The 24,225-nt window shown below is 69.4% G+C and carries 25 protein-coding genes; 12 read left to right on the top strand and 13 right to left on the bottom strand.

Annotation, left to right across the window (positions count from 1 at the left end):
• Positions 1-164: 164 nt before the first annotated feature.
• Positions 165-923, bottom strand: coding sequence for a helix-turn-helix domain-containing protein (locus tag J2X20_RS18695; RefSeq protein ID WP_310267642.1), 759 nt, complete (start codon positions 921-923; stop codon positions 165-167).
• A 125-nt stretch (positions 924-1,048) separates the two neighbouring features.
• Here J2X20_RS18695 and J2X20_RS18690 point away from each other — a divergent pair, with 125 nt between their 5' ends.
• The 5 genes from J2X20_RS18690 (at position 1,049) to J2X20_RS18670 (ending at position 5,976) form a co-directional block, all read left to right on the top strand.
• The gene (locus tag J2X20_RS18690) at positions 1,049-2,272 is read left to right on the top strand and encodes an amidohydrolase family protein (protein WP_310267639.1); all 1,224 of its coding nucleotides are present in this window, start codon (positions 1,049-1,051) and stop codon (positions 2,270-2,272) included.
• 116 nt (positions 2,273-2,388) lie between these two features.
• Positions 2,389-2,856, top strand: a complete 468-nt coding sequence (locus J2X20_RS18685; protein ID WP_310267635.1) for a YiaA/YiaB family inner membrane protein — start codon at positions 2,389-2,391, stop codon at positions 2,854-2,856.
• 14 nt (positions 2,857-2,870) lie between these two features.
• Complete coding sequence (locus J2X20_RS18680; protein ID WP_310267632.1) at positions 2,871-3,305, top strand: hypothetical protein; 435 nt, start codon at positions 2,871-2,873, stop codon at positions 3,303-3,305.
• A gap of 29 nt (positions 3,306-3,334) precedes the next feature.
• The gene (locus tag J2X20_RS18675) at positions 3,335-4,084 is read left to right on the top strand and encodes a DUF2145 domain-containing protein (protein ID WP_409034173.1); all 750 of its coding nucleotides are present in this window, start codon (positions 3,335-3,337) and stop codon (positions 4,082-4,084) included.
• Entirely contained in the window at positions 4,081-5,976 is a 1,896-nt protein-coding gene (locus J2X20_RS18670) for an MFS transporter (protein WP_310267625.1), read from the top strand. The genes J2X20_RS18675 and J2X20_RS18670 overlap by 4 nt, the downstream gene beginning before the upstream one ends.
• On the opposite strand, the gene J2X20_RS18665 is transcribed toward J2X20_RS18670, so the two are convergent.
• From J2X20_RS18665 to tgt, 3 genes are all read right to left on the bottom strand, one after another.
• Complete coding sequence (locus J2X20_RS18665; RefSeq protein WP_310267621.1) at positions 5,921-7,348, bottom strand: hypothetical protein; 1,428 nt, start codon at positions 7,346-7,348, stop codon at positions 5,921-5,923. The genes J2X20_RS18670 and J2X20_RS18665 overlap by 56 nt on opposite strands.
• An 86-nt stretch (positions 7,349-7,434) precedes the next feature.
• Positions 7,435-7,938 carry a hypothetical protein gene (locus J2X20_RS18660; protein ID WP_310267618.1) on the bottom strand — a complete coding sequence of 168 codons (504 nt, stop codon included), beginning with the start codon at positions 7,936-7,938 and terminating at the stop codon, positions 7,435-7,437.
• 228 nt (positions 7,939-8,166) lie between these two features.
• Positions 8,167-9,294: a tRNA guanosine(34) transglycosylase Tgt gene (gene tgt, locus J2X20_RS18655; protein WP_310267615.1), complete on the bottom strand. Its 1,128-nt coding sequence runs from the start codon at positions 9,292-9,294 to the stop codon at positions 8,167-8,169.
• A 49-nt stretch (positions 9,295-9,343) separates the two neighbouring features.
• Here tgt and J2X20_RS18650 point away from each other — a divergent pair, with 49 nt between their 5' ends.
• From J2X20_RS18650 to J2X20_RS18640, 3 genes are all read left to right on the top strand, one after another.
• A complete protein-coding gene (locus J2X20_RS18650; RefSeq protein ID WP_310267612.1) occupies positions 9,344-10,096 on the top strand; it encodes a substrate-binding periplasmic protein in 753 nt (250 codons plus the stop codon).
• Positions 10,097-10,175: 79 nt separating this feature from the next.
• Positions 10,176-10,970, top strand: a complete 795-nt coding sequence (locus tag J2X20_RS18645) for a substrate-binding periplasmic protein (RefSeq protein WP_310267609.1) — start codon at positions 10,176-10,178, stop codon at positions 10,968-10,970.
• 236 nt (positions 10,971-11,206) lie between these two features.
• Complete coding sequence (locus J2X20_RS18640; RefSeq protein ID WP_310267606.1) at positions 11,207-11,812, top strand: IMPACT family protein; 606 nt, start codon at positions 11,207-11,209, stop codon at positions 11,810-11,812.
• Here J2X20_RS18640 and queA read toward each other — a convergent pair.
• Positions 11,764-12,828 carry a tRNA preQ1(34) S-adenosylmethionine ribosyltransferase-isomerase QueA gene (gene queA / locus J2X20_RS18635; protein ID WP_310267603.1) on the bottom strand — a complete coding sequence of 355 codons (1,065 nt, stop codon included), beginning with the start codon at positions 12,826-12,828 and terminating at the stop codon, positions 11,764-11,766. The two genes, J2X20_RS18640 and queA, sit on opposite strands and share 49 nt — an antisense overlap.
• 124 nt (positions 12,829-12,952) lie before the next feature.
• Here queA and J2X20_RS18630 point away from each other — a divergent pair, with 124 nt between their 5' ends.
• The 3 genes from J2X20_RS18630 (at position 12,953) to J2X20_RS18620 (ending at position 14,559) form a co-directional block, all read left to right on the top strand.
• The gene (locus J2X20_RS18630; RefSeq protein ID WP_310267601.1) at positions 12,953-13,315 is read left to right on the top strand and encodes a TraR/DksA family transcriptional regulator; all 363 of its coding nucleotides are present in this window, start codon (positions 12,953-12,955) and stop codon (positions 13,313-13,315) included.
• A gap of 18 nt (positions 13,316-13,333) precedes the next feature.
• Entirely contained in the window at positions 13,334-13,702 is a 369-nt protein-coding gene (locus J2X20_RS18625; protein ID WP_310267598.1) for a hypothetical protein, read from the top strand.
• A gap of 107 nt (positions 13,703-13,809) precedes the next feature.
• Entirely contained in the window at positions 13,810-14,559 is a 750-nt protein-coding gene (locus J2X20_RS18620) for a substrate-binding periplasmic protein (protein ID WP_310267595.1), read from the top strand.
• A 19-nt stretch (positions 14,560-14,578) separates the two neighbouring features.
• On the opposite strand, the gene J2X20_RS18615 is transcribed toward J2X20_RS18620, so the two are convergent.
• The 4 genes from J2X20_RS18615 to J2X20_RS18600 all read right to left on the bottom strand — a co-directional run bounded on the left by J2X20_RS18615 (position 14,579) and on the right by J2X20_RS18600 (position 18,871).
• Entirely contained in the window at positions 14,579-16,960 is a 2,382-nt protein-coding gene (locus J2X20_RS18615; RefSeq protein WP_310267592.1) for a YCF48-related protein, read from the bottom strand.
• A 166-nt stretch (positions 16,961-17,126) separates the two neighbouring features.
• On the bottom strand, positions 17,127-17,972 hold the full coding sequence (locus J2X20_RS18610; RefSeq protein WP_310267588.1) for an anti-sigma factor family protein: 846 nt from the start codon (positions 17,970-17,972) through the stop codon (positions 17,127-17,129).
• Complete coding sequence (locus J2X20_RS18605; RefSeq protein WP_310267585.1) at positions 17,969-18,493, bottom strand: RNA polymerase sigma factor; 525 nt, start codon at positions 18,491-18,493, stop codon at positions 17,969-17,971. Before J2X20_RS18605 ends, J2X20_RS18610 begins: the two co-directional genes overlap by 4 nt.
• A gap of 6 nt (positions 18,494-18,499) precedes the next feature.
• Entirely contained in the window at positions 18,500-18,871 is a 372-nt protein-coding gene (locus tag J2X20_RS18600) for a COG4315 family predicted lipoprotein (RefSeq protein ID WP_310267583.1), read from the bottom strand.
• A gap of 81 nt (positions 18,872-18,952) precedes the next feature.
• On the opposite strand from J2X20_RS18600, the gene recG reads away from it, so the two are divergent.
• Entirely contained in the window at positions 18,953-21,001 is a 2,049-nt protein-coding gene (gene recG, locus J2X20_RS18595) for an ATP-dependent DNA helicase RecG (protein WP_310267580.1), read from the top strand.
• Between the two features lie 10 nt (positions 21,002-21,011).
• On the opposite strand, the gene J2X20_RS18590 is transcribed toward recG, so the two are convergent.
• The 4 genes from J2X20_RS18590 to J2X20_RS18575 all read right to left on the bottom strand — a co-directional run bounded on the left by J2X20_RS18590 (position 21,012) and on the right by J2X20_RS18575 (position 24,222).
• Positions 21,012-21,200, bottom strand: coding sequence for a hypothetical protein (locus J2X20_RS18590; protein WP_310267577.1), 189 nt, complete (start codon positions 21,198-21,200; stop codon positions 21,012-21,014).
• 93 nt (positions 21,201-21,293) lie between these two features.
• Positions 21,294-22,439, bottom strand: a complete 1,146-nt coding sequence (locus J2X20_RS18585) for a 6-phosphofructokinase (RefSeq protein WP_310267574.1) — start codon at positions 22,437-22,439, stop codon at positions 21,294-21,296.
• Positions 22,440-22,462: 23 nt separating this feature from the next.
• Positions 22,463-23,185, bottom strand: coding sequence for a LytR/AlgR family response regulator transcription factor (locus J2X20_RS18580; RefSeq protein ID WP_310267571.1), 723 nt, complete (start codon positions 23,183-23,185; stop codon positions 22,463-22,465).
• Positions 23,182-24,222, bottom strand: a complete 1,041-nt coding sequence (locus J2X20_RS18575) for a sensor histidine kinase (protein ID WP_310267568.1) — start codon at positions 24,220-24,222, stop codon at positions 23,182-23,184. Before J2X20_RS18575 ends, J2X20_RS18580 begins: the two co-directional genes overlap by 4 nt.
• Positions 24,223-24,225: the final 3 nt, after the last annotated feature.

The following is a 24,225-nucleotide window of genomic DNA, read 5'->3' as shown; positions in this document are numbered from 1 at the left end:
CGAAAGGGCTAGCTCGACAGCGCGGCATCCCCTGGCGACCCGTTTCGATGCACCTCGAAGTCGTGGTTGGCCAGGGATGACCCTTCGGGCGAAGGCCTGGCGAGGCCGGCTGCGTTGTTACAGCGCAAAGCCGCCGGCCCGCCAGGCCCCCGCGCACTGCCGATCTAACCCTTCCGCTGACCCAGCCCGGGTCTCTCCAGGTCCCTGAAGGCCTCGAAGATCCACGACCTCAGGCCGATGACGACGCTGTAGGGCCGCTTCTCCGAGGCCGGCAGCTTCTGGTCCAACAGATGCTGGCGCGCGAAATCGTCGGCCGCGCGCTGCAGGCGCTCGGCCAACTCGCGGGCGTGGCCGGCGCCGAATTCGCCGTGCACCAGGGTCAGCAGCTCACCGTCACCGTCGAAGCCGCCGGCAAAGAAGTCGGCCATCACGCGCTCACGGAAGAACTGCATGACGGGCCCTTGCGGGCGCCAGCGCAGGGTCTTGGCGACTTTGAGCTTGTAGCGGTTGTGCGGGCGCAGCTCGATGACGCCCAGGCGGTCCAGCTGGGCGAGGGCGGCGACGATCTCGGCCTCGGACATGCGATAGCGCGTCAGCATGTTCTCCAGCGGCCATTGGCTGAGGCAGCAGATGGCCACCAGCAGCAGCTTGGGGTCGGCGACGACGGCCTTCTCCTGCTCCAGGCTGAGCTCGCGCTGGGTCGGCGTCTCGCGCACGAGGCGCGCGGCCAGCTCGGCGAACTCCAGGCCCAGCACGCGGCAGATCTCGTCCACGCGTGACAGCGGCATCTCGCCCCCCGGCGCCAGCATGCGCTTGACGCTGGACTCCGACAGCTCCAGCTCGCGCGCCAGCTCGGCATAGCTGAGGCCGCGCGTCTTCAACTCGGCCTTGATCAGGGCCACGAGGGATTGCGTGCTCGACATGGCGCCAACGGTAGCGCATGGCGCTACCGCAAGGGGCGAGCCCCGCGCCGCCGCGGCAAAAAGGGTGGCATTCGCGCACGGCCTCGCGATGCTCGCGGCCCTCGTCACTTCCCGACCTCATCGCCATGCTCACCCGACGCCATCTGCTGTGCTGCGGCGCGGCCGCCGGCCTGTTCACGTCACTGGCCGGCCCGGCCCGCGCCGGCCTGCTCAACCCCTGCCGCAGCGGCATTCCCGACGACCTCAAGCCGCTGCTGGCCCGGACCTTCGAAGGGCTGGATGCGGCCCAGCTCTGGGATGTGCACACCCATCTGCTGGGCACCGGCGATTCCGGCTCGGGCTGCTCGGTGAACGCCCAGCTCAGCCAGTGGTGGCACCCGGTCGAGATGCTGCGCAAGCGCTTCATCCTGAACGCCGCCTGCGTGCCGGCCGATGCGCCGAGCGTGGATCGCGCCTACGTGGAGCGGCTGAAGGCGCTGGCCGACGACTTCCCGCCCGGTGCCCGCTGGATGCTGTTCGCCTTCGACCAGGCCTGCGACGCCGCCGGCCGGCCGCACGTGGGGCATACGACCTTCCACGTGCCCGACGCCTATGCGGCCGGCGTCGCCGCGGCCCATGTGGATCGCTTTGCCTGGGTCGCCTCCATCCACCCCTACCGGCCCGACGCGCTGGCGCGGCTGGATGCTGCCCTCGCCAACGGCGCGGTCGCGCTGAAGTGGCTGCCGTCCAGCATGAACATCGACCTGCGCGACCGCCGCCTGCGCCCCTTCTACGAACGCCTGGCCGCGAGCCACCTGCCCGTCATCGTGCACTGCGGCGAGGAGCATGCCGTGCCCGGCGCCAGGCGCGACGAGCTGGGCAATCCGCTGCTGGTGCGCGCAGCGCTCGAGCAGGGCGTCCGGGTCGTCATCGCGCACTGCGCGTCGCTCGGCCTGGCGCTCGACCTGGATCGCCAACGCCCCCGCGACGTGCCGGCCTTTTCCCTCTTCGAACGGCTGATGGACGAGGACTGGGACGGGCTGCTGATGGGCGATGTCTCCGTCGTGCTGCAGGCCAACCGCGAGCCCGAGGTCGCACGCACGCTGATGCTGCGCGAGGCTTGGCACTCCCGCCTGCTGCATGGCTCCGACTACCCGCTGCCCGGCATCCCGGCCGCCATCCGCCTGCCCGCCCTGGTCAGTGCCGGCCTGCTGGACGCGGCCGACGCGGCCCCGCTCGAGCGCCTGCGCGAGCACAACCCCCTGCTGTTCGACCTGGCCCTGAAGCGTGCCGCCCGGTGGCGCGGCGCGCGCCTGTCCGCGTCGGTTTTTTTGACCCGGACCCACTTCCAGCGCCACGAAGTCGCATGAAACGCTACTTTTCGGCGCTTGCCGCGCGCCTCGGAACTATTCCCGAGGTGGGCCCCGCCGGCTTCGCGCAAGATCGCGGCCACCGCAACATTCGTTCACAACACGACGCTCCCACCATGGCTCAGTACCCCCACATCCGTCGCGACACCAGCGCCTGGCGCCTGCAGGTCTGGATCTCCTTCGGGCTCAGCGTGATGCTGTGCGGCTCGGGCCTGGCCTGGCTGCCGGGCGCCGACCTGGACCGCGCCTTCATGGTGATGGGCTATGTGTTCTGCCTGTCCACCGCCTTCGCGCTGGCCAAGTTCATCCGCGACAACCAGGACCGCCAGGTCGACACGCCGATGTGGCGCCTGGTCGTCTGGAGCGGCTTCGCGCTGGCCATGGGCCTGACGGGCTGGGGCCTGTGGCGCATGGAGATCCAGCCGGTCTGGAAGGCCTATCTCGGCGTCTGCTGGCTGTATCTGATCTCCAACGTCTTCACGCTGGCCAAGATGCTGCGCGACGCCCATGAGGCCGACCTGATGGAAGCCCGCCTGCAAGGCCGCCGCGAAGCCGCCGCCCAGGCCACGACAGAAAACCAGTAACCGAGGAGCTGCAGATGAAGCGCCTGCTTGCCATCACCGCCCTGGCCCTGAGCCTCAGTGCCCAGGCCCACACCAGCCCGTCAGAAGCCAGCGCCGTGCTGTCGGTCGCTCCCGTCGTGTTGTCGGTCGGCGCGGTCAGCGCCACCGGCGTCGCGCTGAGCGCCCTCCCCGCCGGCATCCTGTCGGCTGGTGTGACGCTGACCGTCGTCGCCGTCGAGGTCGTGGGCAGCACCACCGTCTGGATCCTGGAGCGCGCCTCGGACGGCGCCCGCATCAGCATCAAGGCGTCGGGCAAGCTCGCCGAAGGCGTCGTCGTGTCCACCGGTGCGGCCGTTGTCGTCTCGGTCATCGGCGCCGGCACCATCCTGTCGGCGGCCGGCGAGGTCATCGCCTTCATCCCCAACGAGATCGGCAAGGCCCTGCTCTACAACGAACAGGTGAGCCGTTGAGAGCAGCTGTCGCCATTGCCGCCCTGGCCATGGCCACGACGGCCCATGCGGGCCGGCCCTGCGAGGAGAAGCAGCCGACGGCGCGCCAGATCGAGCAAGGCCTCAACCTGGCCCAGGCCACGGCCCGCCAGCTGGATGCCAGCGGCGCCCAGGTCGCCATCCTGGCCCGCGCCGGGCAGGACCTCAGCAAATACGGCCTGCAGTGGTCCCACCTGGGCTTTGTCTACAAGGACACCAGCCAGCAGCCCGCCGTCTGGCGCGTCATGCACAAGCTCAACCACTGCGGCACCGACCATGCGGCCCTGTACCGCCAGGGCCTCGGCGAGTTCTTCATGGACCGCCCCTACCGCTACGACGCTGCCTTCGTCGTCCTCAAACCCGAGCTGCAGCAAGCCCTGCTGCCGGTGCTGACGGACAACAGCCGCGTGGCCCGCTTCAATGAGCGCCGCTACAGCATGGTGGCCTATGCCTTCGGCACGACCTACCAGCAAAGCAACCAGTGGGTGCTGGAGACCCTGGCCGGCAGCGCGGGCCCCGCGGTCAACAACCGCCGCGACGCCCAGGCCTGGCTGCGCAACCGGGGCTACCAGCCCACCGACCTGCACCTGTCCGCGATGACCCGCCTGGGTGGCCGCATGACACAGGCCAACATCGCTTTCGACGATCATCCGAGCGCGCGCCGCTTCAGCAGCCATATCGACACGGTCACCGTGGACTCGATGTTTGCCTGGCTGCCGCGCGCCGGCCTGTCCCAATCGCCCCAACTCGTCCAGCAATGAGCCAAGAACACCCGAATCAGTTCGCGCTGCTGAAGCAACGCCGCTTTGCGCCCTTCTTCTGGACGCAGTTCCTCGGCGCCGCGAACGACAACGTCTTCAAGTTCGCGTTCACGCTGATGATCACCTACCAGCTGCAGCTGGACTGGCTGCCGTCCAAGATGGCGGGCCTGGTCATCGGGGCGCTGTTCATCCTGCCCTATGTGCTGTTCTCGGCCACCAGCGGCCAACTCGCCGACAAGCACGACAAGGCCCGGCTGATGCAGCTCGTCAAGAGCCTGGAGATCGCCATCATGGTGATCGCGGCCTGGGGCTTCTACGCCGCCAATGTGCCGGCCCTGCTGGGCTGCGTCTTCCTGATGGGCCTGCACTCGACGCTGTTCGGCCCGGTCAAGTACGCCTATATGCCGCAGCAGCTCAACGAGCGCGAGCTGACCGGCGGCAACGGCATGGTGGAGATGGGCACCTTCGTCGCCATCCTGCTGGGCCAGCTGCTCGGCGGCATCCTGGTCGACACGCCCGTCGTCGGCCCCCAGCATGTGGCCTGGGCCTGCCTGGCGCTGGCCATCGCCGGCCGCGCGACGGCCCAGGGCATTCCCGCCAGCCCGTCGACCGACCCGAATCTGGTCATCAACTGGAACCCCTTCACCGAGACCTGGCGCAACCTCAAGCTCGCGCATGAGGGCCTGGCCGTGTTCCGCTCCCTCTTGGGCATCTCGTGGATGTGGTTCTTCGGCGCCGTCTTCCTGAGCAACTTCCCGGCCTTCGCCAAGGAAGTGCTGCACGGCAGCCCGCAGGTCGCGTCGCTGCTGCTGGCGGTGTTCTCCATCGGCATCGGCATCGGCTCGCTGATGTGCGAGATGCTGTCCAAGCGCCATGTCGAGATCGGCCTGGTGCCGCTGGGCGCCATCGGCATGAGCGTGTTCGCCATCGACCTGTACTTCGCCGCCACCGGCCTGCCCGCCAGCGAGCCCTACAGCATCAGCGCCTTCCTGAGCGTGACCGCGCACTGGCGCGTGCTGGCCGACCTGACGCTGCTGGCCCTGTTCGCCGGCCTGTACAGCGTGCCCATGTATGCGCTGATCCAGCTGCGCGCCCAGCCCAGCCACCGCGCCCGCATCATCGCGGCCAACAACATCCTGAACGCGGTCTTCATGATCGCCAGCTCGGTCATCGCCGGCGCCATGCTGGGCGCCGGCCTGACCATCCCGCAGATCTTCCTGGCGGTGGGCATCGCCAACGCCGTCGTGGCCTTCTACATCTTCCTCATCGTGCCGGAGTATTTGCTGCGCTTCGCCGCCTTCGTGCTGACACGCATCATCTACCGCTTCAAGGTCATCAACGACGAACGCATCCCCACCGCCGGCCCGGCCGTGCTGGTCTGCAACCACGTGTCCTTCGTCGACGCCGTGCTCCTGATGGCCGCTAGCCCGCGCCCGATCCGCTTCCTGATGGACCACCAGATCTTCAAGATCCCCGTGCTGGGCTGGATGTTCAAGCTGGCCAAGGCCATCCCGATCGCGCCGCAAAAGGCCGACCCGGCCACCTACGAAGCCGCCTTCGCCGCCGCCCGCGCGGTGCTGGAGGACGGCGAGATGGTCTGCATCTTCCCCGAGGGCGGCCTGACGCGCGACGGCGAGCTGCAGCCCTTCAAGGGCGGCGTCATGAAGCTCATCGAGGGCCTGCCCGAGGTGCCGGTCATCCCGATGGCCCTCGGCAATCTCTGGGGCAGCTTCTTCTCGCGCGTCGAGGGCGGCAAGGCCATGGTCAAGCCGATGCGGCGCGGGGTGTGGAGCCCGGTGAGCCTGACGGTGGACGCACCGATGAAATCTGCCGCGGTTAGCCCCGACGCGCTTTGGGCGGCGGTGTCGCGCTTGCTGGCGACGACGCGCTGAGGGGCGTCACCGCAGGCGACGACTCCAGCACTGCATCACACAGTCGCTGCAAGCGCTCGTCCTGAGCAGCCGCCGCTGGGCGCCATAGGGTCAAGCCTTTGGGTGCGACTGCGGCCTTTGCCGACGTCGTGAGAGCCAGCGGCTCATCGTCGACCAAAGGTTGCAACGGCTGCCAAGACGGCATTTCGGCCTTGTCCAGGACGACTCTGCGCATACGCTGCTTCGGTTGCGCCCAGGCGGCAAGCCATTGCTTTGTCGCCCCCACACGTTGCTCGCTCCAAGCCACTTCACCGAATTCCAACACGAGTTGCTGACCGACGCGCGAGCGAATACGAACCGGGCAAAGCGGAGTCATCGCACCAGCATCCGCGCCGACAGCGCAGGCTGTTGCACCCAGGGCCGCATTGATCTGCCGACACCCCGCCGCTGTGACGCCGCCACGGGCGAAATCGATGTCTCCCAGATGGAGTTTTCCCACGATGGTGTGAGGTACCGCCGTCACACTGCCAGTCTGAGTGGCCACCACGAAGAAGAGCGCCAAGCCGAAGGCCAGCCCGACCCCCACGCCGATCTGAGGTTGAGGCGTAGACAGCACCCAGGCCACGACGGCACTCACCAGCAGCAACAGCACCAAAGTCAGCAAGGCCGGCGGCGATATCGACCCTTGGCCCAGGTCGCCGACAGCCGCCAGCCGAAGGATGACGTACACCGGCATCACGAAGAAGACAAAGGCCACGACGGAGTCGGCAACGATCCATCTGACCGAAATGGCGCGTCGCTTTGCGGTCGACCAACCTCGCACCGCCACCGACTCGCGCCAAACCCAGATCACCGCACCCAGCAGGCAAGCACCCCCAGCAATAGCGGCAAAACAGCGAAGCCCTTCCTGAGACGCGTCGGACACTTGCCACACAAGCAGCACGGACCAAAGAACGAAAGCGACGATCCAGGGAACCGTCTCAGCACATGCTGCAGGTCGTGATCCGCTAGGCATTGGCTCGGCCGGGTACGCAGTCGGCGCGGCTGCCGTCGCCGTGTGTCTTGGCCCTCTGCGAGACATGTCCCGCACGCCTCGCATGGCCAGAGCCGGGACGACCAGCAGCACCACCATGGCCGCCAGCAGTGTCAGCCCAAGCAAGGCCACTGCATAAAGCATCGATGCGATGCCCGCTAGGTCCACATCAGGCAGAAACTCGATGTCCGTCAGGAACATCAGCACCAACAGGCCGCCCAGGATTGAAACGGCACTGCCCAGCGTCTTGAGCGGGCTTTCAAGCGCGTAGTCCAGCAACTTCCTGGATATCGCGACCTGTGAGCTCGCGGCTTCTTTATCGACCTTGCTATCCTGAGCGACGGTCGTGGGGCTGGACATCTGCGGATCCTCAAATCAAAGGATCGAAAGGCTAAAGTCGCAAACGCCACCGTCGAGCGGCACTATTCACGAACGAAAGCGCGCCGTCAGCCTTGGACGCGGGATCCGCGCCTGAACAGCCGCCTCACCCGCAGCTTGATCGCACGCGCCGTGCGCCACACGGCGCTGGCGCGTACCCAGGCGAGCAGGTCGGCCTTCCAGCGCGTCCAGCGGGCGTAGAGGCGGGCGAACCAGGGCAGCTGCATCAGTGCCGGCTGGATGAGCTGGAACAGCCAGGCCAGCAAGGCCGTGCCGAACAGTTTGGCCGCGACGATGACACCCACACCCAGCAAGGCATGGCCCTCGGCCACCAGCCACACGGCAGCCAGCTTGATGGGCAAGATGAGCAGGCTGGGCAGCACCAGCACGACGAAGGCCCAGCGCGGCGGCAGGCGCTTGAGCAGGGCCTCGATCTGGCGGATGACCGGCAGCTTCGCGATCAGTGCGAAGACGCGCCGCAGCGGCTCCCAGCCCCATTCCTCGAAGAGGATGAGGATGGCCAGCGTGACCCGGAAGATCCAGCGCAGCGGGGCGAGCAGGGCTTTCAGCATGCCGCTATCTTGGGGCCGCCGAACGTTTATTCAAATCAGCCGCCCATGCCGCATCAGCGGCACCCGCGCCGATGAAACCGGGTATTCCGGGCCGAGCGCTGGGCCGCTCCCGAGCCGGCCCGCTTGGGCGATGTGCTCGCGGCTCGATGCCGCGAGCATCGCCATCCCCTCGGGGGATCGACCAGGCCCGCCCGCGTTCAGCGGTGCGAGATTGGGCCAGGGGCCGTCTCACACCCCGCGCGCCCGGTCGGCGTGGAACTGGGCCCGCCAGGCCTCGAAGCGGCCGGCGTCCAGCGCGTCGCGCATCTCCTGCATCAGGTTGAGGTAGTAGTGCAGGTTGTGCACGCTGGTCAGCATGGGGCCGAGCATCTCGCCGCAGCGGTCCAGATGGTGCAGATAGGCGCGGCTGAAGCCGATGCAGCATTCGCACGTGCAGGTCTCGTCGACCGGCTTCTCGTCGCCCTTGTAGCGGGCATTGCGCAGGCGCAGGTCGCCAAAGCGCGTGAACAGATGGCCGTTGCGCGCATTGCGGGTGGGCATCACGCAGTCGAACATGTCGATGCCCTGGGACACGCCTTCGACGAGGTCTTCCGGCGTGCCCACGCCCATCAGATAGCGCGGCTTGTTCGCGGGCAGCTGGTGGCCGGTGTGCTCCAGGATGCGCTGCATCTCGGCCTTGGGCTCGCCCACCGACAGGCCGCCGATGGCATAGCCGGGCAGGTCCAGTTCGGCCAGACCGGCCAGCGACGCGTCGCGCAGATTCGTGTACATGCCACCCTGCACAATGCCGAACAGGGCGTTCGGGTTCTCCAGCCGGTTGAATTCGGTGATGCAGCGCTTGGCCCAGCGCAGGCTCAGCTCCATGGAGGTCTTCGCCTCGCGCTCCGTCGTCAGCACGCCCTTGCTTTCGTAGGGCGTGCATTCGTCGAACTGCATGACGATGTCGGAGTTGAGGATGGTCTGGATCTGCATGCTGACCTCGGGCGTCAGCAGCAGCTTGTCGCCGTTGACGGGCGACGCGAACTTGACGCCTTCCTCGCTGATCTTGCGCATCGCGCCCAGGCTCCAGACCTGAAAGCCGCCGGAGTCGGTCAGGATGGGCTTGTTCCAGCTCTCGAAGCGGTGCAGGCCGCCGAACTGCTTGACGACGTCCAGGCCCGGCCGCATCCACAGGTGGAAGGTGTTGCCCAGGATGATCTGGGCGCCCATCTCCTGCAGCGAGCGCGGCGTGACGCCCTTGACCGTGCCATAGGTGCCCACGGGCATGAAGATGGGTGTCTGCACGACACCGTGGTTGAGCGTGAGCGTGCCGCGGCGGGCGCGGCCTTCGGTCTTGAGGAGGTCGAACTTCAGCATGGGGCTGTGATTGTCGCAGCGGGGAGGCTCGCGCCTACACTGGCCCGCGATGCTGCGCCGTCGCCCCCTGCTCACGCTTGCCGCGAGCCTGCCCCTGCCTGCAGCGGCGGCCCGTGCTCCCTTGCCGGCCTTCTGCCACGCCCTGCCGCCCCTGAGCTTCGAGCAGGACGGTCAGGTGAGCGGCCTTGCCGTCGAACTGCTGCGCCGCATGGCAGAGACGGCCGGGCTGGAGCTGAACCTGGCCCTGCAGCCCCGGCTGCGGGCAGAAAAGTCCTTTGTCGATACTCCCGGCAGCCTGCTCTTCCCGCTGGCCCGGCTGCCCGAGCGCGAGAACCGCTACCGCTGGGTCGGCCCCATCCTGCCACGCCGCGTGGGTATCTACAGCCTGCGCCAACGCACGGACATCCGTTACCGCGGCCTGCACCAGCTCGACGGCTTGCGTGTGGGCGCCACGGCCGGCACGGCCACGCTGGAGCAACTGCTGGCCGAGGGCCTGAAGCCGGACAAGGAGCTGGAGGTCTCGCCCAGCTACGAGGCCAGCGTGCGCAAGCTGCTGGCCGGGCGCATGGACCTGCTGGTGATCGGCGACCTCAACATCTACTGGCAGCTGCAGCAGGTGAAGGAGGCGCCGGACCGCATCCGCGAAGTGGCCGTTCTGGATGCCAGCGTGGACTACAGCTTTGGCCTGCACCTGGACGGCGACGCCGCGCCGGCCGAAGCCCTGCAGCGGGCCCTCGACCAGTTGCGCCGCAGCGGGGCCGTCGAGCGCATCAAGCAGGCCTACGGCCTGCCAGCCGGCTAGGCCCGGGCCATCAGGGTAGCCCTCAATGCCACGCCGACCAGGGCGTCTTAGTCTGCAGGCAACACCGCACCACCCTGCCATGAACCCGGCGTCGATCCCCACCCTGCTCTCAGGGTTGATGCTCGCCGCAACGGGCCTGGCCGCCCAGGCCTGCGGCCCCTACACGGCCGCGCTCTACCCCTATGCCCGCTTCTATTACGAGGATCCCAAGACGGGACCGGCCGGCATCGACAAGGAAATGTTCGAAGAGTTGTCGCGCCGCTCCGGCTGCGAACTGCGCACGGTGGTCGAATCGCGCATCCGCATCTGGGACCAGATGCGGCGCGGCGGCGTGCAGATGACGTTGTCGGCGCTGATGAGTCCCGAGCGCCGCGAGATCGCCGAGATGGTGCCCTATGCCCAGGGCCGCTACCAGGTGCTGATGCGCCGCGAGCTGGCAGCGCGCATCAACAGCATCGCCGCCTTCGAAGCCGACCCCCGCCTGAAGCTGCTCGACGTGCGCGGCTATGCCCACGGACCCACCATCGACGCCTGGGTCGCGCGCATGCGCGGCCAGGGCCGCCTGGTCGAGGCCGGCGACTTCAAGACCGCCGCCCGCATGCTGAAGGCCGGCCGCGCGGACGCCCTGCTGGCCCTGCCCAGCGGCTGGGGCATCGCGCAGTCCGCCTTCGACGACCCGGACGAACTCGTGCCGGTGGACGTCACACCCAACGAGCGCAATGCCGTGGCCCTGGCCATGGTGCACAGCATGCCGGAGGCCGACCGCCTGCGCCTGCGGCGCGCGCTGCAGTCCATGCTCGCCGACGGCACGGTTCACGAGATCCTGAAGCGCCATCTGGGCGAGAAGGGCGCCAAGGCGGCGGCGATTGAGTGAACCCCTCGTCCAAGGAGTACCTTGGCCGGGACCGCACTGCGACCAGTGCCCGCAGTGCTTCGGCAGGCACATCCTGCCCACCGGGCACTATGTGTCCGGCCTCAGCCCCCGATGGGACGGCGATGCTTGCCGGTTCGACCGGCAATCACATCGCCCCACGCGGGCCGGCTAGGGAGCGGCCCGGCGCTCGGCCCGCAGAATTCATGTGACCGCCGAGGCGCGGGGACAATCCCGTCATGCCCCTGACCCTGGCCGCCCCGGCCGAGCACGAAGTCATCGTCAAGAAAAGCCGCTTCCTCGGCCGTGTCGAGCCCTGCGCCGATCGCGCAGCGGCCTTGGCCCGCGTGGCCGAACTGCGCGCCGCCCATCCCGGCGCTGCGCATGTCTGCTGGGCCCTGCTGGCCGGCGGGCATTCGGCCGCCAACGACGACGGTGAACCCGGTGGCACCGCCGGGCGACCCATGCTGGACGTGCTGCGGCACCAGGGCCTGGACGGCGTGCTGGCCACCGCGGTGCGCTACTGGGGCGGCGTCAAGCTGGGCGCCGGCGGCCTGGTGCGGGCCTATACCGACTGCATCGCCCAGGCCCTGCTGACGGCCGAAAAGATCGAACGCGTCGCCCAGGTGGAACTGGGCTGCGAGCTGCCCTATGAGCTGGAAGGGCGGCTGCGCCGCCTGGCCGAGCAGCATGGTGCCCAACTGGTCGACGTGAGGCACGAGACCCGCGTCAGCATGCGCTTCGCGCTGCCGGTGACGGCACGCGCCGCCTTCACGGCCGCCGTCGATGAAGCGGCTCAGGGCCGGGTGGCCTGGGCGCGCGAAAGCAGCATCGCGTCGCCGTAGCTGAAGAAGCGGTAGCGCTGCGCAATCGCATGCGCGTAGACCGACCGGATGTGCCCGTAACCCGCGAAGGCGCTGACCAGCATCATCAGCGTGCTCTTGGGCAGATGGAAGTTGGTGACGAGGCGGTCGACGACGCGGAAGTTGAAGCCCGGCGTGATGAAGATGTCGGTCTCGCGCGAGCCCGCCAGCAGCTGCCCGCCGCGAGCGGCCGATTCGAGGGCGCGCAGCGTCGTCGTGCCGACGGCGACGACCCGGCCGCCACGTGCATGGCAGGCGGCCACGGCGTCCACGGTCGACTGCGGCACTTCGAACCATTCGCTGTGCATCTTGTGGTCGGCCAGCTGCTCGACGCGCACCGGCTGGAAGGTGCCCGCGCCCACGTGCAAGGTCACATGGGCCTGTTGCACACCCCCTTCGGTCAGCCGGGCCAGCAGGGCCGCGTCGAAATGCAGGGCCGCGGTCGGCGCGGCGACGGCGCCCGGCTCCTTGGCGAACACCGTCTGGTAGCGACGCACATCGTCTTCGCCGTCGGCGTGGGCGATATAGGGCGGCAGCGGCACATGGCCGTGGGCCTCCAGCAGCGCGAAGGGATCGCCGGCAAAGCGCAGATGGAAGAGGCCGTTGTCCGGCCCGCAGCGGCCCAGCACCTCGGCGTCGAAGGCGTCGGCAAAGCGCACCCGGCTGCCCGGCTTCGGCGCCTTGCTGGCACGCAGATGCATCCAGACCTCCCGGGTGCCGGGCAGCACGCGCTCCACCAGCGCCTCCACCGAACCACCCGTCGCCTTGACGCCAAACAGGCGCGCCTTGATGACCTGGGTGTTGTTGAAGATCAGCAGGTCGCCCGGGTCCAGCAGGTCCGGCAACTCACGGAACACGCGGTCTACGAGGTCGGCGCCGGTCGCGTCCAGCAGCCGTGAGGCGCTGCGCTCGGCGGCCGGGTGCTGGGCGATCAGCTCGGGGGGGAGGTCGAAATCGAAATCGGCGACCGTGTAGGCCGCGGCGGGGGAGGAGCTCATGAGCGCGTTGGAGGGCCGGACAGACCCGTGCCAAAGGGGAGGGGATTCTCCCATCGCCCCGGTTTGATGCAGCTCAAGGCCGCGCGCGGCGCACGGTGCCAGCATGGGCGCCCAAGGAGGTTTCATGAGCACTGCCCTGACACCCGGACAACATGCGCTGCTGGAGAGCACGCTGAAGCTGGCGCAGCAGCGCGCCCAGGCCGCCCTGCAGGCTCAACGCGGCGGCAGCGACCGCCTGGCCCACGCCGCGGCCTTGCTCGAGGACGACCCGCAGGAACACGAGTCCGACCGCGAGCTCGACCAGGCCCGCGAAGACCACCTGCTGGCGGAACTGCAGGCCATCGACGACGCGCTGATGCGGCTGAAGACGCCCGGCTACGGCCGCTGCGTCGACTGCGCCGCCGTCATCCCCTTCGACCGGCTGCAAAGCCAGCCCCAGGCCCTGCGCTGCGTCGAGTGCCAGACCGCGGCCGAGGCCCCTCACTGACATCACCAGGAGTTCTCCATGTTCCACGCCGTCGTCCACCTCGACCACCACCACGCCCAGGTGCTGCATTTCGATGCCCACCAGGTCCATGCGGCCCGCATCGAACCCCATGACCGGCGCGCCCACGGCCATGACGAACGCACCGAGCATGCGCTGTTCGAGGCCATCTGCCAGGCTGTGAAGGACACGCCCGAGGTGCTCGTGACCGGATCCCACGTGGTGATCGGCCAGTTCCGCCACTATGTGGAGGCCCATCGCCCCCAGCTGGCCCCGCACATCGCCGACTACCGGCCCGCGGCCGAGTTGAGCCAGGGCCAGATGCTGGCGATGGCACGCCAGTTCTTCATCGCCCACGACCGCATGGCCGGCGTGCCCACGCCGAGCTGAGCCCGGCGCCGGCGCGGCGCGCGCGGGAAATCGCACACTCACCTGCTCCGGTTGCAAAGGATTGTTATGCGGGCGCCCTAGACTCGCGCGGCCCTCGCCCTGCCGTCGTGAAACGCCGTTCCTGCCTTGCCCTGCCTGCCCTCCTCGCTGCGCGATTCGCCGCCGCTGCGGCCGACGAGGCGGCGCTCCTGGGCATCACCGAGAACCTGGCACCGCTGAACTATCTGGACGCGGGCCGTCCACAGGGTTTCAGCGTCGAGCTGCTGAAGCGGATGGCCGCCGGTGCCAGCCTGCGCCTGGAGTTGCAGGTGCTGCCCTGGCAGCGGGCCATGCAGGTGGCGGAGACCAGCCCCCTCAGCGTGCTGTTCTCGTTGACCCGCACGCCCGAACGCGAGGCCCAGTTCCAGTGGGTGGGGCCGATCGCACCGCGCCGCGTGCTGATCTACCGCCTGGCCAAGCGCACCGAGCTCAGCCTGCCGCAGCTCAGCGAATTGGGCGAACGCCGCATCGGCGTGGTGCGGGATTCGGCGGCCGACCGCCTGCTGCAGGCGGCCGGGCTGAGGCCCGGCGTCGAGCTCGAGCATGGCCTGGACGACGCCACCAATGTGCGCAAGCTGCTGGCCAGCCGCATGGAGTTCGTCGTGCTGCTGGACTGGGCCGCCGCCTGGGCCATGCGCCAGCACAACCTGGACTACGCCGCCCTGCAGCCCGTCATGGAGCTGGACGTGGCGCGCTCCTACTGGTACGGCCTGCGCCCCGAGGCCGATCCGGCGCTGGTCAAACGCCTGCAGGCCGCGCTGGACGCGATGAAGCGCGACGGCCGCTACGAGCGGCTGAGGCAGCGCTACTTCCGCTGAAGCAGCGCTGCCGGCGGCGTCAGTTGCCGCCGCTGCCGGTGGCCAGCAGCAAGCCGTTGACGCCCGTGATCCAGGCCGTGTTGGCGTCGATCGCCTGGACGGAAGTCAGCCCCAGGCTGGTGCCGCTGGGCTGTTGACGCCAGGTCTTGCCGCCGTCCTGCGTGGCCAGGATCAGGCCGCCGTCGCCCACGATCCAGCCGACCTTGGCATTGGCAAAGCGGACGCTGCGCAAGGTGCCATTGCTGCTCGGCAGCCTGACCAGCGTCCACTTGCCGCCCGCATCCTCGGACTTGAGCAGCGTGCCTTCGGAACCCACGACCCACACCGTCTTGGCGTCCGAGAAGGCCAGCGAATTGAGGGTGGCGGCGGTGCCGGTGTAAGCCGCATTCCAGGTCGCGCCCGAGTCCGTGGAGACATGAACGGCACCCGCGGCGCCAATCGCCACCCAGGCCTGATCACCCATGCGCATGGTCACCACGCCATTGGGCAGGCTCATCTCGGTCCAGGTCTTGCCACCGTCCCGCGTGTAGGCGAACTGGGCCCCCGAATAGCGCTGCGACCAGCCCAGCAGTTCGGTCTGGAAGTTGGCGGCGGTCAGGCTCACCCCGGATGCCAGCGCCACGTTCGTCCAGCTCTGGCCGAGGTCGGTCGACTTGTAGAGGCGGCCATCGCCACCGACGAGCCAGCCCGTCTGCTTGTTGACGAACTGGATGGAGCGCGCGCCGTTGAAGCCGACGCTCTTGAGCTCCCAGGTGATGCCGCCGTCCTTGGTCGCGTAGGACTTGTTGGCAGCGTCGGTCATGAAGCCGTTCTTGGCATCGGCGAAGCCGACCACGGCCGACTGGCCATAGTAGTAGGGCGAACCGCTGTCGACCGCGGCATAGACCTGGGTCCAGGTCTGGCCGTTGTCCTTGCTCAGGTGCATCGCGCCCTGGCCGTCCGAGGCGAGCAGGCTGCTGGCGTCGACGCGCCGGAAGCTGTCGCTCGAGAAGGAAAAGGAGTTCACGCCACCCGGCGTGCTGATCTTGGCCCAGGTCTGGCCCGCATCACGGCTCAACCACATGGTCGAGTAGTTGTTGGCGATGATGTCGCTGCCGCCGATCGAAATGTAGGAGAAGGAGTAGTAGTAGGGCTCGGCCGGGGGTCCGGCCAGCGGCGTCCAGGTCATGCCGCCGTCGGTGCTGCGGATCATGCCGCTGTTGCCACTCGCCACCAGCGTCTTGGCGTCAGCCGAGACCTGATACAGGCGCTGGATGCCCACCGCCGTCCCGCTCGGCAGGTTCACCGTGGACCAGTTCGCGCCACCATCGACCGTCGTGTACACGGTCTCGGCATAGACGTAGCGGTACGTCGTGTAGTCGTAGCTGGACGTCCGCGTGTAGGCCACGAGATGCTGGTCGTCCTGCGCCAGCATGGTGGCAGCCTCGAAGTAGGAAGACGTCGGCGGGAGCTTGAGATCGAGTGAGCTGGTGTAGGTCTGGCCACCGTCCGTCGACACGCGGACGCTGTTGTTCTGGATGAGCCAGAACTTGCCGCTGGCGGTGATCTGGAACGGCGTCGAGCTGATGGTCTTCCAGGTCAGGCCGCCGTCCTTGCTGGTGAAGAACAGACCGGTGCCCCCGTTGCCGATGCCGGTTCGGCCGATATAGACCGTCTTGGCATCGACGGCGGTGATGGCGGCCAGGTCGGTGCTGCTCAGGTAGTAGGGCGCTTCGCCAAACTTGGACACCGACCAGGTGCTGCCGCCGTCCGTCGTGCGCAGCAGCGCGCCGAAGGCCCCCGTGGCCCAGCCCGTCTGGGCATCGAAGAACTTGATGCCGTAGATGGGAGCGTCGATGCCCGTGCTCTGGCGAACCCAGGTCTTGCCGCCATCGGTCGTCTTGAAGATTTCACCGCTCTCGCCACCGCGCCAGCCGGTCGTGGCGTTCAGGAAGTAGACCGTGTTGACGTGATTGCCCGTCGGGCGGGGGTTCTGCCAGCACCAGCCGGTGCTGGCAGCGCCGGTGCACTCCAGCCCGCGCACGTTGGCGATGTTGGTGATCGAGACCTTGGTGCGCGTTTCGCGGCTGCTGCCTGCCTCGTTGGTGACCTTGAGCACCACCTCGAATTCGCCACCGCTGGCGAAGCTGTGGCTGGGAGCTGCGTCCGTGCTGGTGCTGCCGTCGCCGAAGTCCCACTGGTACTTGAGCCCGGTGAGAGCGCCGGCGGAGTTGCCGAAGGCCACCGCGGTGGCCGACTCGGACGTGGCCGGCACGGTGATGGCGAGGTTTTCCGGAATGACCGTCGGGGCGGGTGCCGGAGGGGGCGTGCTGTCGCCGCCACCGCCGCCACAAGCCGTCAGCACGGCCGCGGCCAGCATTCCCGTTCCCAAAGCGCGCACGCGCAGCGTCAACTTCTGCATCGCAGAACCTCCCTGCCCATCTATGGGCCGTTTTTGTGGGGCCGGATTGTGAAGCAAAACCAGGGCGTGGCTGGAGGCTCCGCTCAGATGAGGGGGCCTGCCATTCCCATGCCACGCAGGCGGCGCGAGACGCGATCAAGCGCGACGGCCAGTTCCATCTCGCGGCCTAGCCGGCGAGCTGCTGATGCACGCGTTGCGCCAGTGGCTGCAGCTCGGTCGCCGGATGGGCGCTGAGCGCGTAGCCGAACTCGCCGTCTGCCCAGTACAGCGTGGTGCGCCCGTCCTGCTGCAGCAGGCGGAACTCGGCGCCCGCAGGGGTGGCACCGGCGTCGAAGACGGCCACATAAAGGGTCAGGCGGTCGCCATCGGCGTTCTCGTACATGAACTGCGCCCGCGGGCTGCCCGGCTGGCTGGCATCGCCAGGCAGCAGGCGGCCACCGAGCAGGGCGTAACCGCGGTCGGTCAAGACCGGCACCTTGAGCGGCCGGCCGAGGCGCTTGCTCAGCCACTGCACCAGATGGGCCTGCTCGGCGGCCGAGACCTCCACCGGGTGACGCTTCTCGGTGCTGTAGACGGCGAAGGCCACGCCGGCTTCGCGGGCGAACTCGGGCACGCCGGCGGCGCGGCTCGCGATGGGCGCGGCCGGCCACGCCGGCGCGCCCGCCTCATGCCGGCCCCACTGGTAGCCGCCGGAGATACCCAGCGTGAGCAGCAGGCCCGCAGCCAGCGCCTGGGGCAGGTAGGTGCGCCAGCGGCGGCCGGCGGCAGCGCGCAGCACGATGCCGCTGAGATCGGGCGGGGTCTCGTCCATCGGCCAGTCGCGGGCCAGGCCGCGCAGGGCCTGGCGCTGGAACTGCCACTCCGCCACGCGGGCGGCGGCCTCGGGGTCGGTGCGCAGCTGCTGGCGCACGGCCTCGCGCTGCTCGGGCGGCAGCTGCCCGTCGACGAAGGCGTGCAGCCGGGCCTCGCTCGCCGGCAGCGAGGCATCGTCGGGGTGGGAAGGGTGGCTCATCGCTTCATCCGCGCGAGGTTCACGATCTGGGCGCTGGCGACCGGCGCAGCCGGCGCGAGGGCCACCCGCAGGGCCTCGCGCCCGCGGTGCAGGCGCGACATGACGGTGCCCACGGGCACGTCCAGGATGTCGGCGGCTTCGGCATAGGTGTACTCCTCGACGACCACCAGCAGCATCACCGCACGCTGGCCCGGCGGCAGCGCGGCCAGAGCGCGCTCCAGGTCCAGACGCTCGCCGGCCGGGGCGGCGGGGTCGGCCCGCTCCGGCAGGTCGTCCAGCAGCGCATGGCCGTCATCGAGATGCCAGTCGCGCAACTGGTTGACGTGCAGGTTGTGCATGATGGACAGCAGCCAGGGCCGCAGCGCCGTGCCAGGGCGCCACAGCCGCCATTTGCGGCAGGCGCGCTCCAGGGTGTCCTGCACCAGGTCGTCGGCCCGCGTGGCGTCGCCGGTCAGCAGCCGGGCATACCGGCGCAGGGCCGGGATGTGGGCGAGCAGCTGCTCGACGGCCACGGCGGGCATCCAGCGTCAGGGCTTGGCCAGCTGCCAGACCTTGTTGAAGCCGTCGCCCGTGCGGTCGCCCGGCTTCTGGTCCTTGGCCCAGAAGTACAGCGGCTTGCCCTTGTAGGCCCACTGGGCCTTGCCGTCGTCACGCGTGATCACGCTCCAGTCGCCACTGCCGGCAGCGCCGGCCGCAGCGGCCAGGGGCGGCCAGTTGCTGGCGCAGGGGCCGTTGCAGACGCTCTTGCCGCTGCCGGCGCTGTCCTTGTCGAAGGTGTAGAGCGTCATGCCATTGGCGCCAACCAGAACGCCGTCGGTCACGGTGGCGGGAGCGGGCGGCGTGGCGGCGCAGGCCGCGAGGACGAGGGCCACGGCGGCGGCCAGGAGACGGAAGTTCATGTCAGGACTCGTGAAGTGGGGGACATGACGGTAAACACGCGGGTGCAGCAAACTATTCCATGCCGCCAGAATGCCGGCCTGATGACCGCGCCAGCCCCCCCGCCACCGCCCAAGTCCGCCCCCCAGAAGGCGATGGAAAAGCTCGGCCTGCTGCGCGACATCGACCTGGCCCTGCATCTGCCGATGCGCTACGAGGACGAGACGCGGCTGACGCCCATCGCCGCGCTGCGCGAGGGCGAGCCGGCCCAGGTGGAGGGCGTCGTCGTCGACTGCCAGGTGGAGCTGCGCAGCCGCCGCCAGCTGCTGGTGCGCGTCAAGGACGACTCCGGCACGCTGCTGCTGCGCTTCCTGCACTTCTACCCCTCGCAGCAGAAGCAGATGTCGGCCGCAACCCGGCTGCGCGTGCGCGGCGAGGCGCGGGTCGGTTTCTTCGGCCGCGAGATGGTGCACCCGGTCGTCAAGGTCGTCGACGAGGACACCCCGCTGGCGCAAGCCCTGACCCCCGTCTATCCGGCCTCGGCCCAACTGCCCCAGGCCTATCTGCGCAAGGCCGTGGCCTCGGGGTTGGCGCGGGCCGACCTGCGCGAGATCCTGCCGGCCGGCATCATCCCGCCGGGACTGCCGAGCCTGAAGGACGCGCTCAACTATCTGCACCACCCGCCACCGAGCGCCTCGCAGGAGGCCCTGCATGAACACCACCACTTGGCCTGGCACCGCCTCAAGTTCGAGGAACTGCTGGCCCAGCAGTTGTCGCAGCTGCAGGCGCAGCGCGAGCGGGCGCTGCTCGTCGCCCCGGCGCTGCGCGCCCAGCCGGGCGGCCTGCACGAAAAGCTGCTGGCGGTCCTGCCCTTCCAGTTGACCGGCGCCCAGCAGCGCGTATCCGAGGAGATTGCCCAGGACCTGGCGCGGCCGCAGCCGACGCACCGCCTGCTGCAGGGCGACGTAGGCTCGGGCAAGACGGTGGTGGCCGCGCTGGCCGCAGCCATCGCCATAGACGCCGGCTGGCAATGCGCACTGATGGCGCCCACCGAGATCCTGGCCGAGCAGCATTTCCGCAAGCTGATCGGCTGGCTGGAGCCGCTGGGCCTGAAGGTGGCGTGGATCACCGGCAGCGTGAAGGGCAAGGCGAGGCAGAAGATGCTGGACGCGGCATCCTCGGGCGAGGCCCAGCTCATCGTCGGCACCCATGCCGTCATCGAGGACAAGGTGCGCTTCGCCAGGCTGGGCCTGGCCATCATCGACGAGCAGCACCGCTTTGGCGTCGCGCAGCGGCTGGCCTTGAGGAACAAGTTGAAGGCCATGGACCTGGAGCCGCATCTGCTGATGATGAGCGCCACGCCCATCCCGCGCACGCTGGCGATGACCTATTTCGCCGACCTGGACGTCTCCACCATCGACGAGCTGCCGCCCGGCCGCAGCCCCATCGTGACCAAGGTGTTCACGGAGTCCAAGCGGCATGACGTCGTCGACAAGATCCGCATGGCGGTGGCCGATGGGGCCCAGGTCTACTGGGTCTGCCCGCTGGTGGAGGAGAGCGAGGCGGTGGACCTGCGCAACGCGACCGAGACGCATGCCGAACTGAGCGCGGCCTTGCCCGGCACTGCGGTCGGCCTGCTGCATGGCCGCATGTCGCCCGGCGACAAGGCCGCCGTCATGGCCGAGTTCTCCAGCGGGCGCATGAGCGTGCTGGTCGCGACAACCGTCATCGAGGTGGGCGTGGACGTGCCCAATGCCAGCCTGATGGTCATCGAGCACGCCGAGCGCTTCGGCCTGGCGCAGCTGCACCAGCTGCGTGGCCGCGTCGGACGCGGGGCCAAGGCCAGCGTGTGCGTGCTGATCTACAGCCCGCCGCTGTCCGACACCGGCAAGTCGCGCCTGAAGGCCATGGCCGAGACGACCGACGGCTTCGAGATCGCGCGCCGCGACCTCGACATCCGCGGGCCGGGCGAGTTCATGGGCTCGCGCCAGAGCGGCGCCGAGCTGCTGCGTTTCGCCGACCTGCAGGAGGACGCGCCCCTGCTCGTCGCCGCGCGCAAGCTGGCCCCCGAACTGCTGGACCGCCATCCGGCCGCGGCCGCGGCCCAGGTGAGGCGCTGGCTGGGGACGAAGGCCGAGTATCTGAAGGCCTAGGAGCTGCTGCTCATTTGCAGGTGAAGCTCTTCGCGTTCACTTCCTTCACATTGCCCGCGCCACAGGTGGCCAGGGCCTGCTCGCTCATCTTGGCGACGGCGTTGGTGTCGGTCGGCGTCGTGACGGGCGGCGCGAACACGCAGGCGCTGAGCAGGGCGGAGGCGCCCAGGGCGAGGCAGTAGGAGGCAATGCGGGTCATGCGGTTTCCGTCGTTGGAGAAGAAGAAGGGCGCAGCGTAGGCAGCCCGCGCCAAGGCGTCGCGCGGCACGCGACGAGTTGCACGACGGCGGCATCAGGCTGCTGTGGCAGCCGACACGCCGAGGCAGACGCCCAGGTCCCTCGCGGTGGCCAGCGTGCCGCCGTCCAGCGGCACGGCCTTCATGCGGCCCGCCACCTCGGCCAGCGGCACGGGGTGGACGTCATTGCCGTCCAGGGCCACCATGACATCGCTCTGGCCGGCCTCCAGCGCACGCACCGCCGCGGCACCGAAGCGCAGCGCCGCGACGCGGTCGAAGGCCGTCGGGCTGCCGCCGCGCAACAGATGGCCGAGCACGACGCAACGCGCATCCTTGCCCGTCAGCCGCGCCAGCGCCTGGGCGACCTGCTCGCCCATGCCGCCCAGCCGCTCGGCGTGGCCGGCTTCGGCAGGCCCGCACAGCAGGCGCGAACCGTCCCTGGGATAGGCGCCCTCGGCAACGACAACGATGGAATAGGCCAGGCCCTGGGCCTCGCGCCGCGCGATCAGCTCGGCCACCGCGCCCAAGTCGAAGGGCAGCTCGGGCAGCAGGATGGCGTGGGCGCCGCCGGCCAGGCCGGCATGCAGCGCGATCCAGCCGGCGTAGCGACCCATGACCTCCACGGCGATCACGCGGTGATGGCTGGCCGCCGTGGTGTGCAGGCGGTCGATGCATTCGCTGGCAAACCCCACGGCGGTGTCGAAGCCGAAGGTCATCACGGTGCCGTCGAGGTCGTTGTCTATGGTCTTGGGCACGCCCACGACGCGCAGGCCCCGCTGGGCCAGGCGATGGGCGATGGCGAGCGAGCCGTCGCCGCCCACCGCCACCAGAGCGTCGATGCCTTCGCGGGCCAGCGCGTCGAGCAGGTCCTGCGAGCGATCGAGCAGGGCGGCGCTGCCATCGGCCTGCGCCGTCGGATAGGCGAAGGGATCGCCCTTGTTGGTGGAGCCCAGCAGCGTGCCGCCCAGGGCCGCGATGCCTTCGACGCGCTCAGACGTCAGTTCGATGCAGCCGTCGCCCGGGCGGTAGCGCTCGGGGCGCAGCAGGCCGTCGTAGCCGTCGCGGATGCCCACGCAAGTCCAGCCCCGCCGCTGCGCCGCCCGCGTGACCGCGCAGATCACCGCGTTCAGGCCGGGCGCATCGCCGCCGCCGGTCGTGAGGGCGATGCGGCGGATCGGCAGGGGCGCGGCGGAGGATGGCATGGCCGAAGTCTGCCACCCCGGGGTCAAAGCTCCAGCTTCTCCCGCAACAGCTTGGCTTGGCGACGTGACACCTCGACCTGGTGGCCGTCACGCAGGGTGACGCGGTAGCCGTCGTTGCTCCAGGGCTGGATGTCCTGGATCCAGCGCAGATTGATCAGATGGCTGCGGCTGGCGCGGAAGAAGAGCTGGGGGTCCAGCCTCTCCTCCAGGGCGCTCAGCGTGCGCGTCAGCAGCGGGCGCTGGCCGTCGAACCAGGCCTGGGCGTAGTTGCCGCAGGACTCGAAGCCGGCGATGTCGCCCAGGCGCACGAACCAGCAGCGCTCGCCGTCGCGCAGGAAGACCATGTCGTCGGCGCCCTTGAAGCCCCCTGGTGCTGCCCCGGCAGCCGGCGCCGGCCGCAGGCGTTCGCGTGCCTTGGCCAGGGCCGCCTCCAGCCGCGCCGGGTCGATGGGCTTGAGCAGATAGTCCAGCGCATTGCGCTCGAAGGCCGCCAGCGCATGCTGGTCATAGGCCGTCGTGAAGACGACCAGCGGCAGGTGCTCCAGCTGGTCCAGCAGGTCGAAGCCGGTGGCGCCGGGCAGCTCGACGTCCAGCAGCAGCAGCTCGGGTTGCAGGGTCTCGATGGCGTCGCGGGCCGGCGCCAGCTCGGCGGCCTCGCCGACGATGTCGGCATCGGGGATGGCGGCCAGCAGGGTGCGCAGCTCCTGGCGGGCCAGGCGCGAGTCCTCGACGATGTAGATCCTCATGCGGCCAGCTCCACGGTGATGGTCACGCGGCCATCCGCCGCGGCGATCTGGCAGCCCGCACCCTCGCCGCCGGCGCGCGCCAGGCGCTCGCGCAGATGCGCCAGGCCCAGGCCCGTGCCGTCCGACGCACCCGGCGCCCACTGGCCGGGATTGCTGACGGCCACCGCCAGCCGCGCACCGCTGCGCCTCAGGCCGATGTCGACGACGCCGCCGCCCGCCGTGCGCGCGATGCCGTGCTTGATGGCGTTCTCCACCAGCAGCTGCAGCAGCATGGGCGGCACGCTGGCATCGGCCGTGGCGGGGTCGATGCGCCAGTCCACGCGCAGCCTCTCCTCGTGGTGCAGCTGCTCCAGCGCCACGTAGTCGCGCACGACGGCCAGTTCGTCGGCCAGCGGCACGCGCTCCTTGGCGCTGTGCTGCAGGGTGTGACGCAGCGTGTTGGACAGGCGGCTCAGCATCTCGCGGGCGCGGGCTGGGTCCTCGTTGATGAGGGCGCGCAGATTGTTCAGCGCGTTGAACAGGAAATGCGGATTGATCTGGGCGCGCAGCACCTGCAACTCCAGCTCGCGCGCCGCGGTCTCGGCCTGCCATTTGGCGATCTCGCCGACGCGCCAGCGCTGCAGCATCTGCAGGCCCACCCAGACGGCCAGCCACAGCCACAGCATGATGCTGGTGTTCATCGTGTAGCTGAGCAGCACCAGCCAGCCGCGCGGCACGTTCGGGGGGAAGTGCAGCAGGCCGAGCGACACGCCGGCCCAGTTGATGAGGAAGAGCGCCGCTTGCACCGCCAGGGCGAACAGCGGCGGCAGCAGGGCGAGCCGCAGCAGCAGCGCGGGTGGCGAGCGGTCCAGCCAGGCCCGGCGCAGGGCCAGGGCGCGCAGGCCCTCGCTGGCCAGCCACAGGCCGGCACCGAGGCAGAGCATCACGAAGACGAAGGAGGCGTTGAGGGGCTGGAAGCTCGCCACCATCGCCAGCGAGACGGCCACATAGCCGCCCCACAGCGAGGCCTGCACCACCATGCGCCTGCGCGTTTCCATGCC

It is taken from the genome of Roseateles saccharophilus, assembly GCF_031458095.1.
In the GTDB taxonomy this organism is placed as follows: domain Bacteria; phylum Pseudomonadota; class Gammaproteobacteria; order Burkholderiales; family Burkholderiaceae_C; genus Pelomonas; species Pelomonas saccharophila_A.
This window is presented reverse-complemented; position numbering and strand designations above follow the sequence as displayed.

What these genes read in the sequence shown, in the direction of transcription:
- J2X20_RS18630 (WP_310267601.1), top strand. Translation starts at nt 12,953, where the DNA reads ATGAGCACTGCCCTGACACCCGGACAACATGCGCTGCTGGAGAGCACG.
- J2X20_RS18665 (WP_310267621.1), bottom strand. Translation starts at nt 7,348, where the DNA reads ATGTCCAGCCCCACGACCGTCGCTCAGGATAGCAAGGTCGATAAAGAA.
- J2X20_RS18690 (WP_310267639.1), top strand. Translation starts at nt 1,049, where the DNA reads ATGCTCACCCGACGCCATCTGCTGTGCTGCGGCGCGGCCGCCGGCCTG.
- J2X20_RS18575 (WP_310267568.1), bottom strand. Translation starts at nt 24,222, where the DNA reads ATGGAAACGCGCAGGCGCATGGTGGTGCAGGCCTCGCTGTGGGGCGGC.
- J2X20_RS18610 (WP_310267588.1), bottom strand. Translation starts at nt 17,972, where the DNA reads ATGAGCCACCCTTCCCACCCCGACGATGCCTCGCTGCCGGCGAGCGAG.
- J2X20_RS18660 (WP_310267618.1), bottom strand. Translation starts at nt 7,938, where the DNA reads ATGCTGAAAGCCCTGCTCGCCCCGCTGCGCTGGATCTTCCGGGTCACG.
- J2X20_RS18650 (WP_310267612.1), top strand. Translation starts at nt 9,344, where the DNA reads ATGCTGCGCCGTCGCCCCCTGCTCACGCTTGCCGCGAGCCTGCCCCTG.
- J2X20_RS18605 (WP_310267585.1), bottom strand. Translation starts at nt 18,493, where the DNA reads ATGCCCGCCGTGGCCGTCGAGCAGCTGCTCGCCCACATCCCGGCCCTG.
- J2X20_RS18640 (WP_310267606.1), top strand. Translation starts at nt 11,207, where the DNA reads ATGCCCCTGACCCTGGCCGCCCCGGCCGAGCACGAAGTCATCGTCAAG.
- J2X20_RS18675 (WP_409034173.1), top strand. Translation starts at nt 3,335, where the DNA reads ATGGCCACGACGGCCCATGCGGGCCGGCCCTGCGAGGAGAAGCAGCCG.
- J2X20_RS18580 (WP_310267571.1), bottom strand. Translation starts at nt 23,185, where the DNA reads ATGAGGATCTACATCGTCGAGGACTCGCGCCTGGCCCGCCAGGAGCTG.
- tgt (WP_310267615.1), bottom strand. Translation starts at nt 9,294, where the DNA reads ATGCTGAAGTTCGACCTCCTCAAGACCGAAGGCCGCGCCCGCCGCGGC.
- J2X20_RS18615 (WP_310267592.1), bottom strand. Translation starts at nt 16,960, where the DNA reads ATGCAGAAGTTGACGCTGCGCGTGCGCGCTTTGGGAACGGGAATGCTG.
- J2X20_RS18670 (WP_310267625.1), top strand. Translation starts at nt 4,081, where the DNA reads ATGAGCCAAGAACACCCGAATCAGTTCGCGCTGCTGAAGCAACGCCGC.
- queA (WP_310267603.1), bottom strand. Translation starts at nt 12,828, where the DNA reads ATGAGCTCCTCCCCCGCCGCGGCCTACACGGTCGCCGATTTCGATTTC.
- recG (WP_310267580.1), top strand. Translation starts at nt 18,953, where the DNA reads ATGACCGCGCCAGCCCCCCCGCCACCGCCCAAGTCCGCCCCCCAGAAG.
- J2X20_RS18645 (WP_310267609.1), top strand. Translation starts at nt 10,176, where the DNA reads ATGAACCCGGCGTCGATCCCCACCCTGCTCTCAGGGTTGATGCTCGCC.
- J2X20_RS18680 (WP_310267632.1), top strand. Translation starts at nt 2,871, where the DNA reads ATGAAGCGCCTGCTTGCCATCACCGCCCTGGCCCTGAGCCTCAGTGCC.
- J2X20_RS18585 (WP_310267574.1), bottom strand. Translation starts at nt 22,439, where the DNA reads ATGCCATCCTCCGCCGCGCCCCTGCCGATCCGCCGCATCGCCCTCACG.
- J2X20_RS18685 (WP_310267635.1), top strand. Translation starts at nt 2,389, where the DNA reads ATGGCTCAGTACCCCCACATCCGTCGCGACACCAGCGCCTGGCGCCTG.
- J2X20_RS18695 (WP_310267642.1), bottom strand. Translation starts at nt 923, where the DNA reads ATGTCGAGCACGCAATCCCTCGTGGCCCTGATCAAGGCCGAGTTGAAG.
- J2X20_RS18600 (WP_310267583.1), bottom strand. Translation starts at nt 18,871, where the DNA reads ATGAACTTCCGTCTCCTGGCCGCCGCCGTGGCCCTCGTCCTCGCGGCC.
- J2X20_RS18625 (WP_310267598.1), top strand. Translation starts at nt 13,334, where the DNA reads ATGTTCCACGCCGTCGTCCACCTCGACCACCACCACGCCCAGGTGCTG.
- J2X20_RS18590 (WP_310267577.1), bottom strand. Translation starts at nt 21,200, where the DNA reads ATGACCCGCATTGCCTCCTACTGCCTCGCCCTGGGCGCCTCCGCCCTG.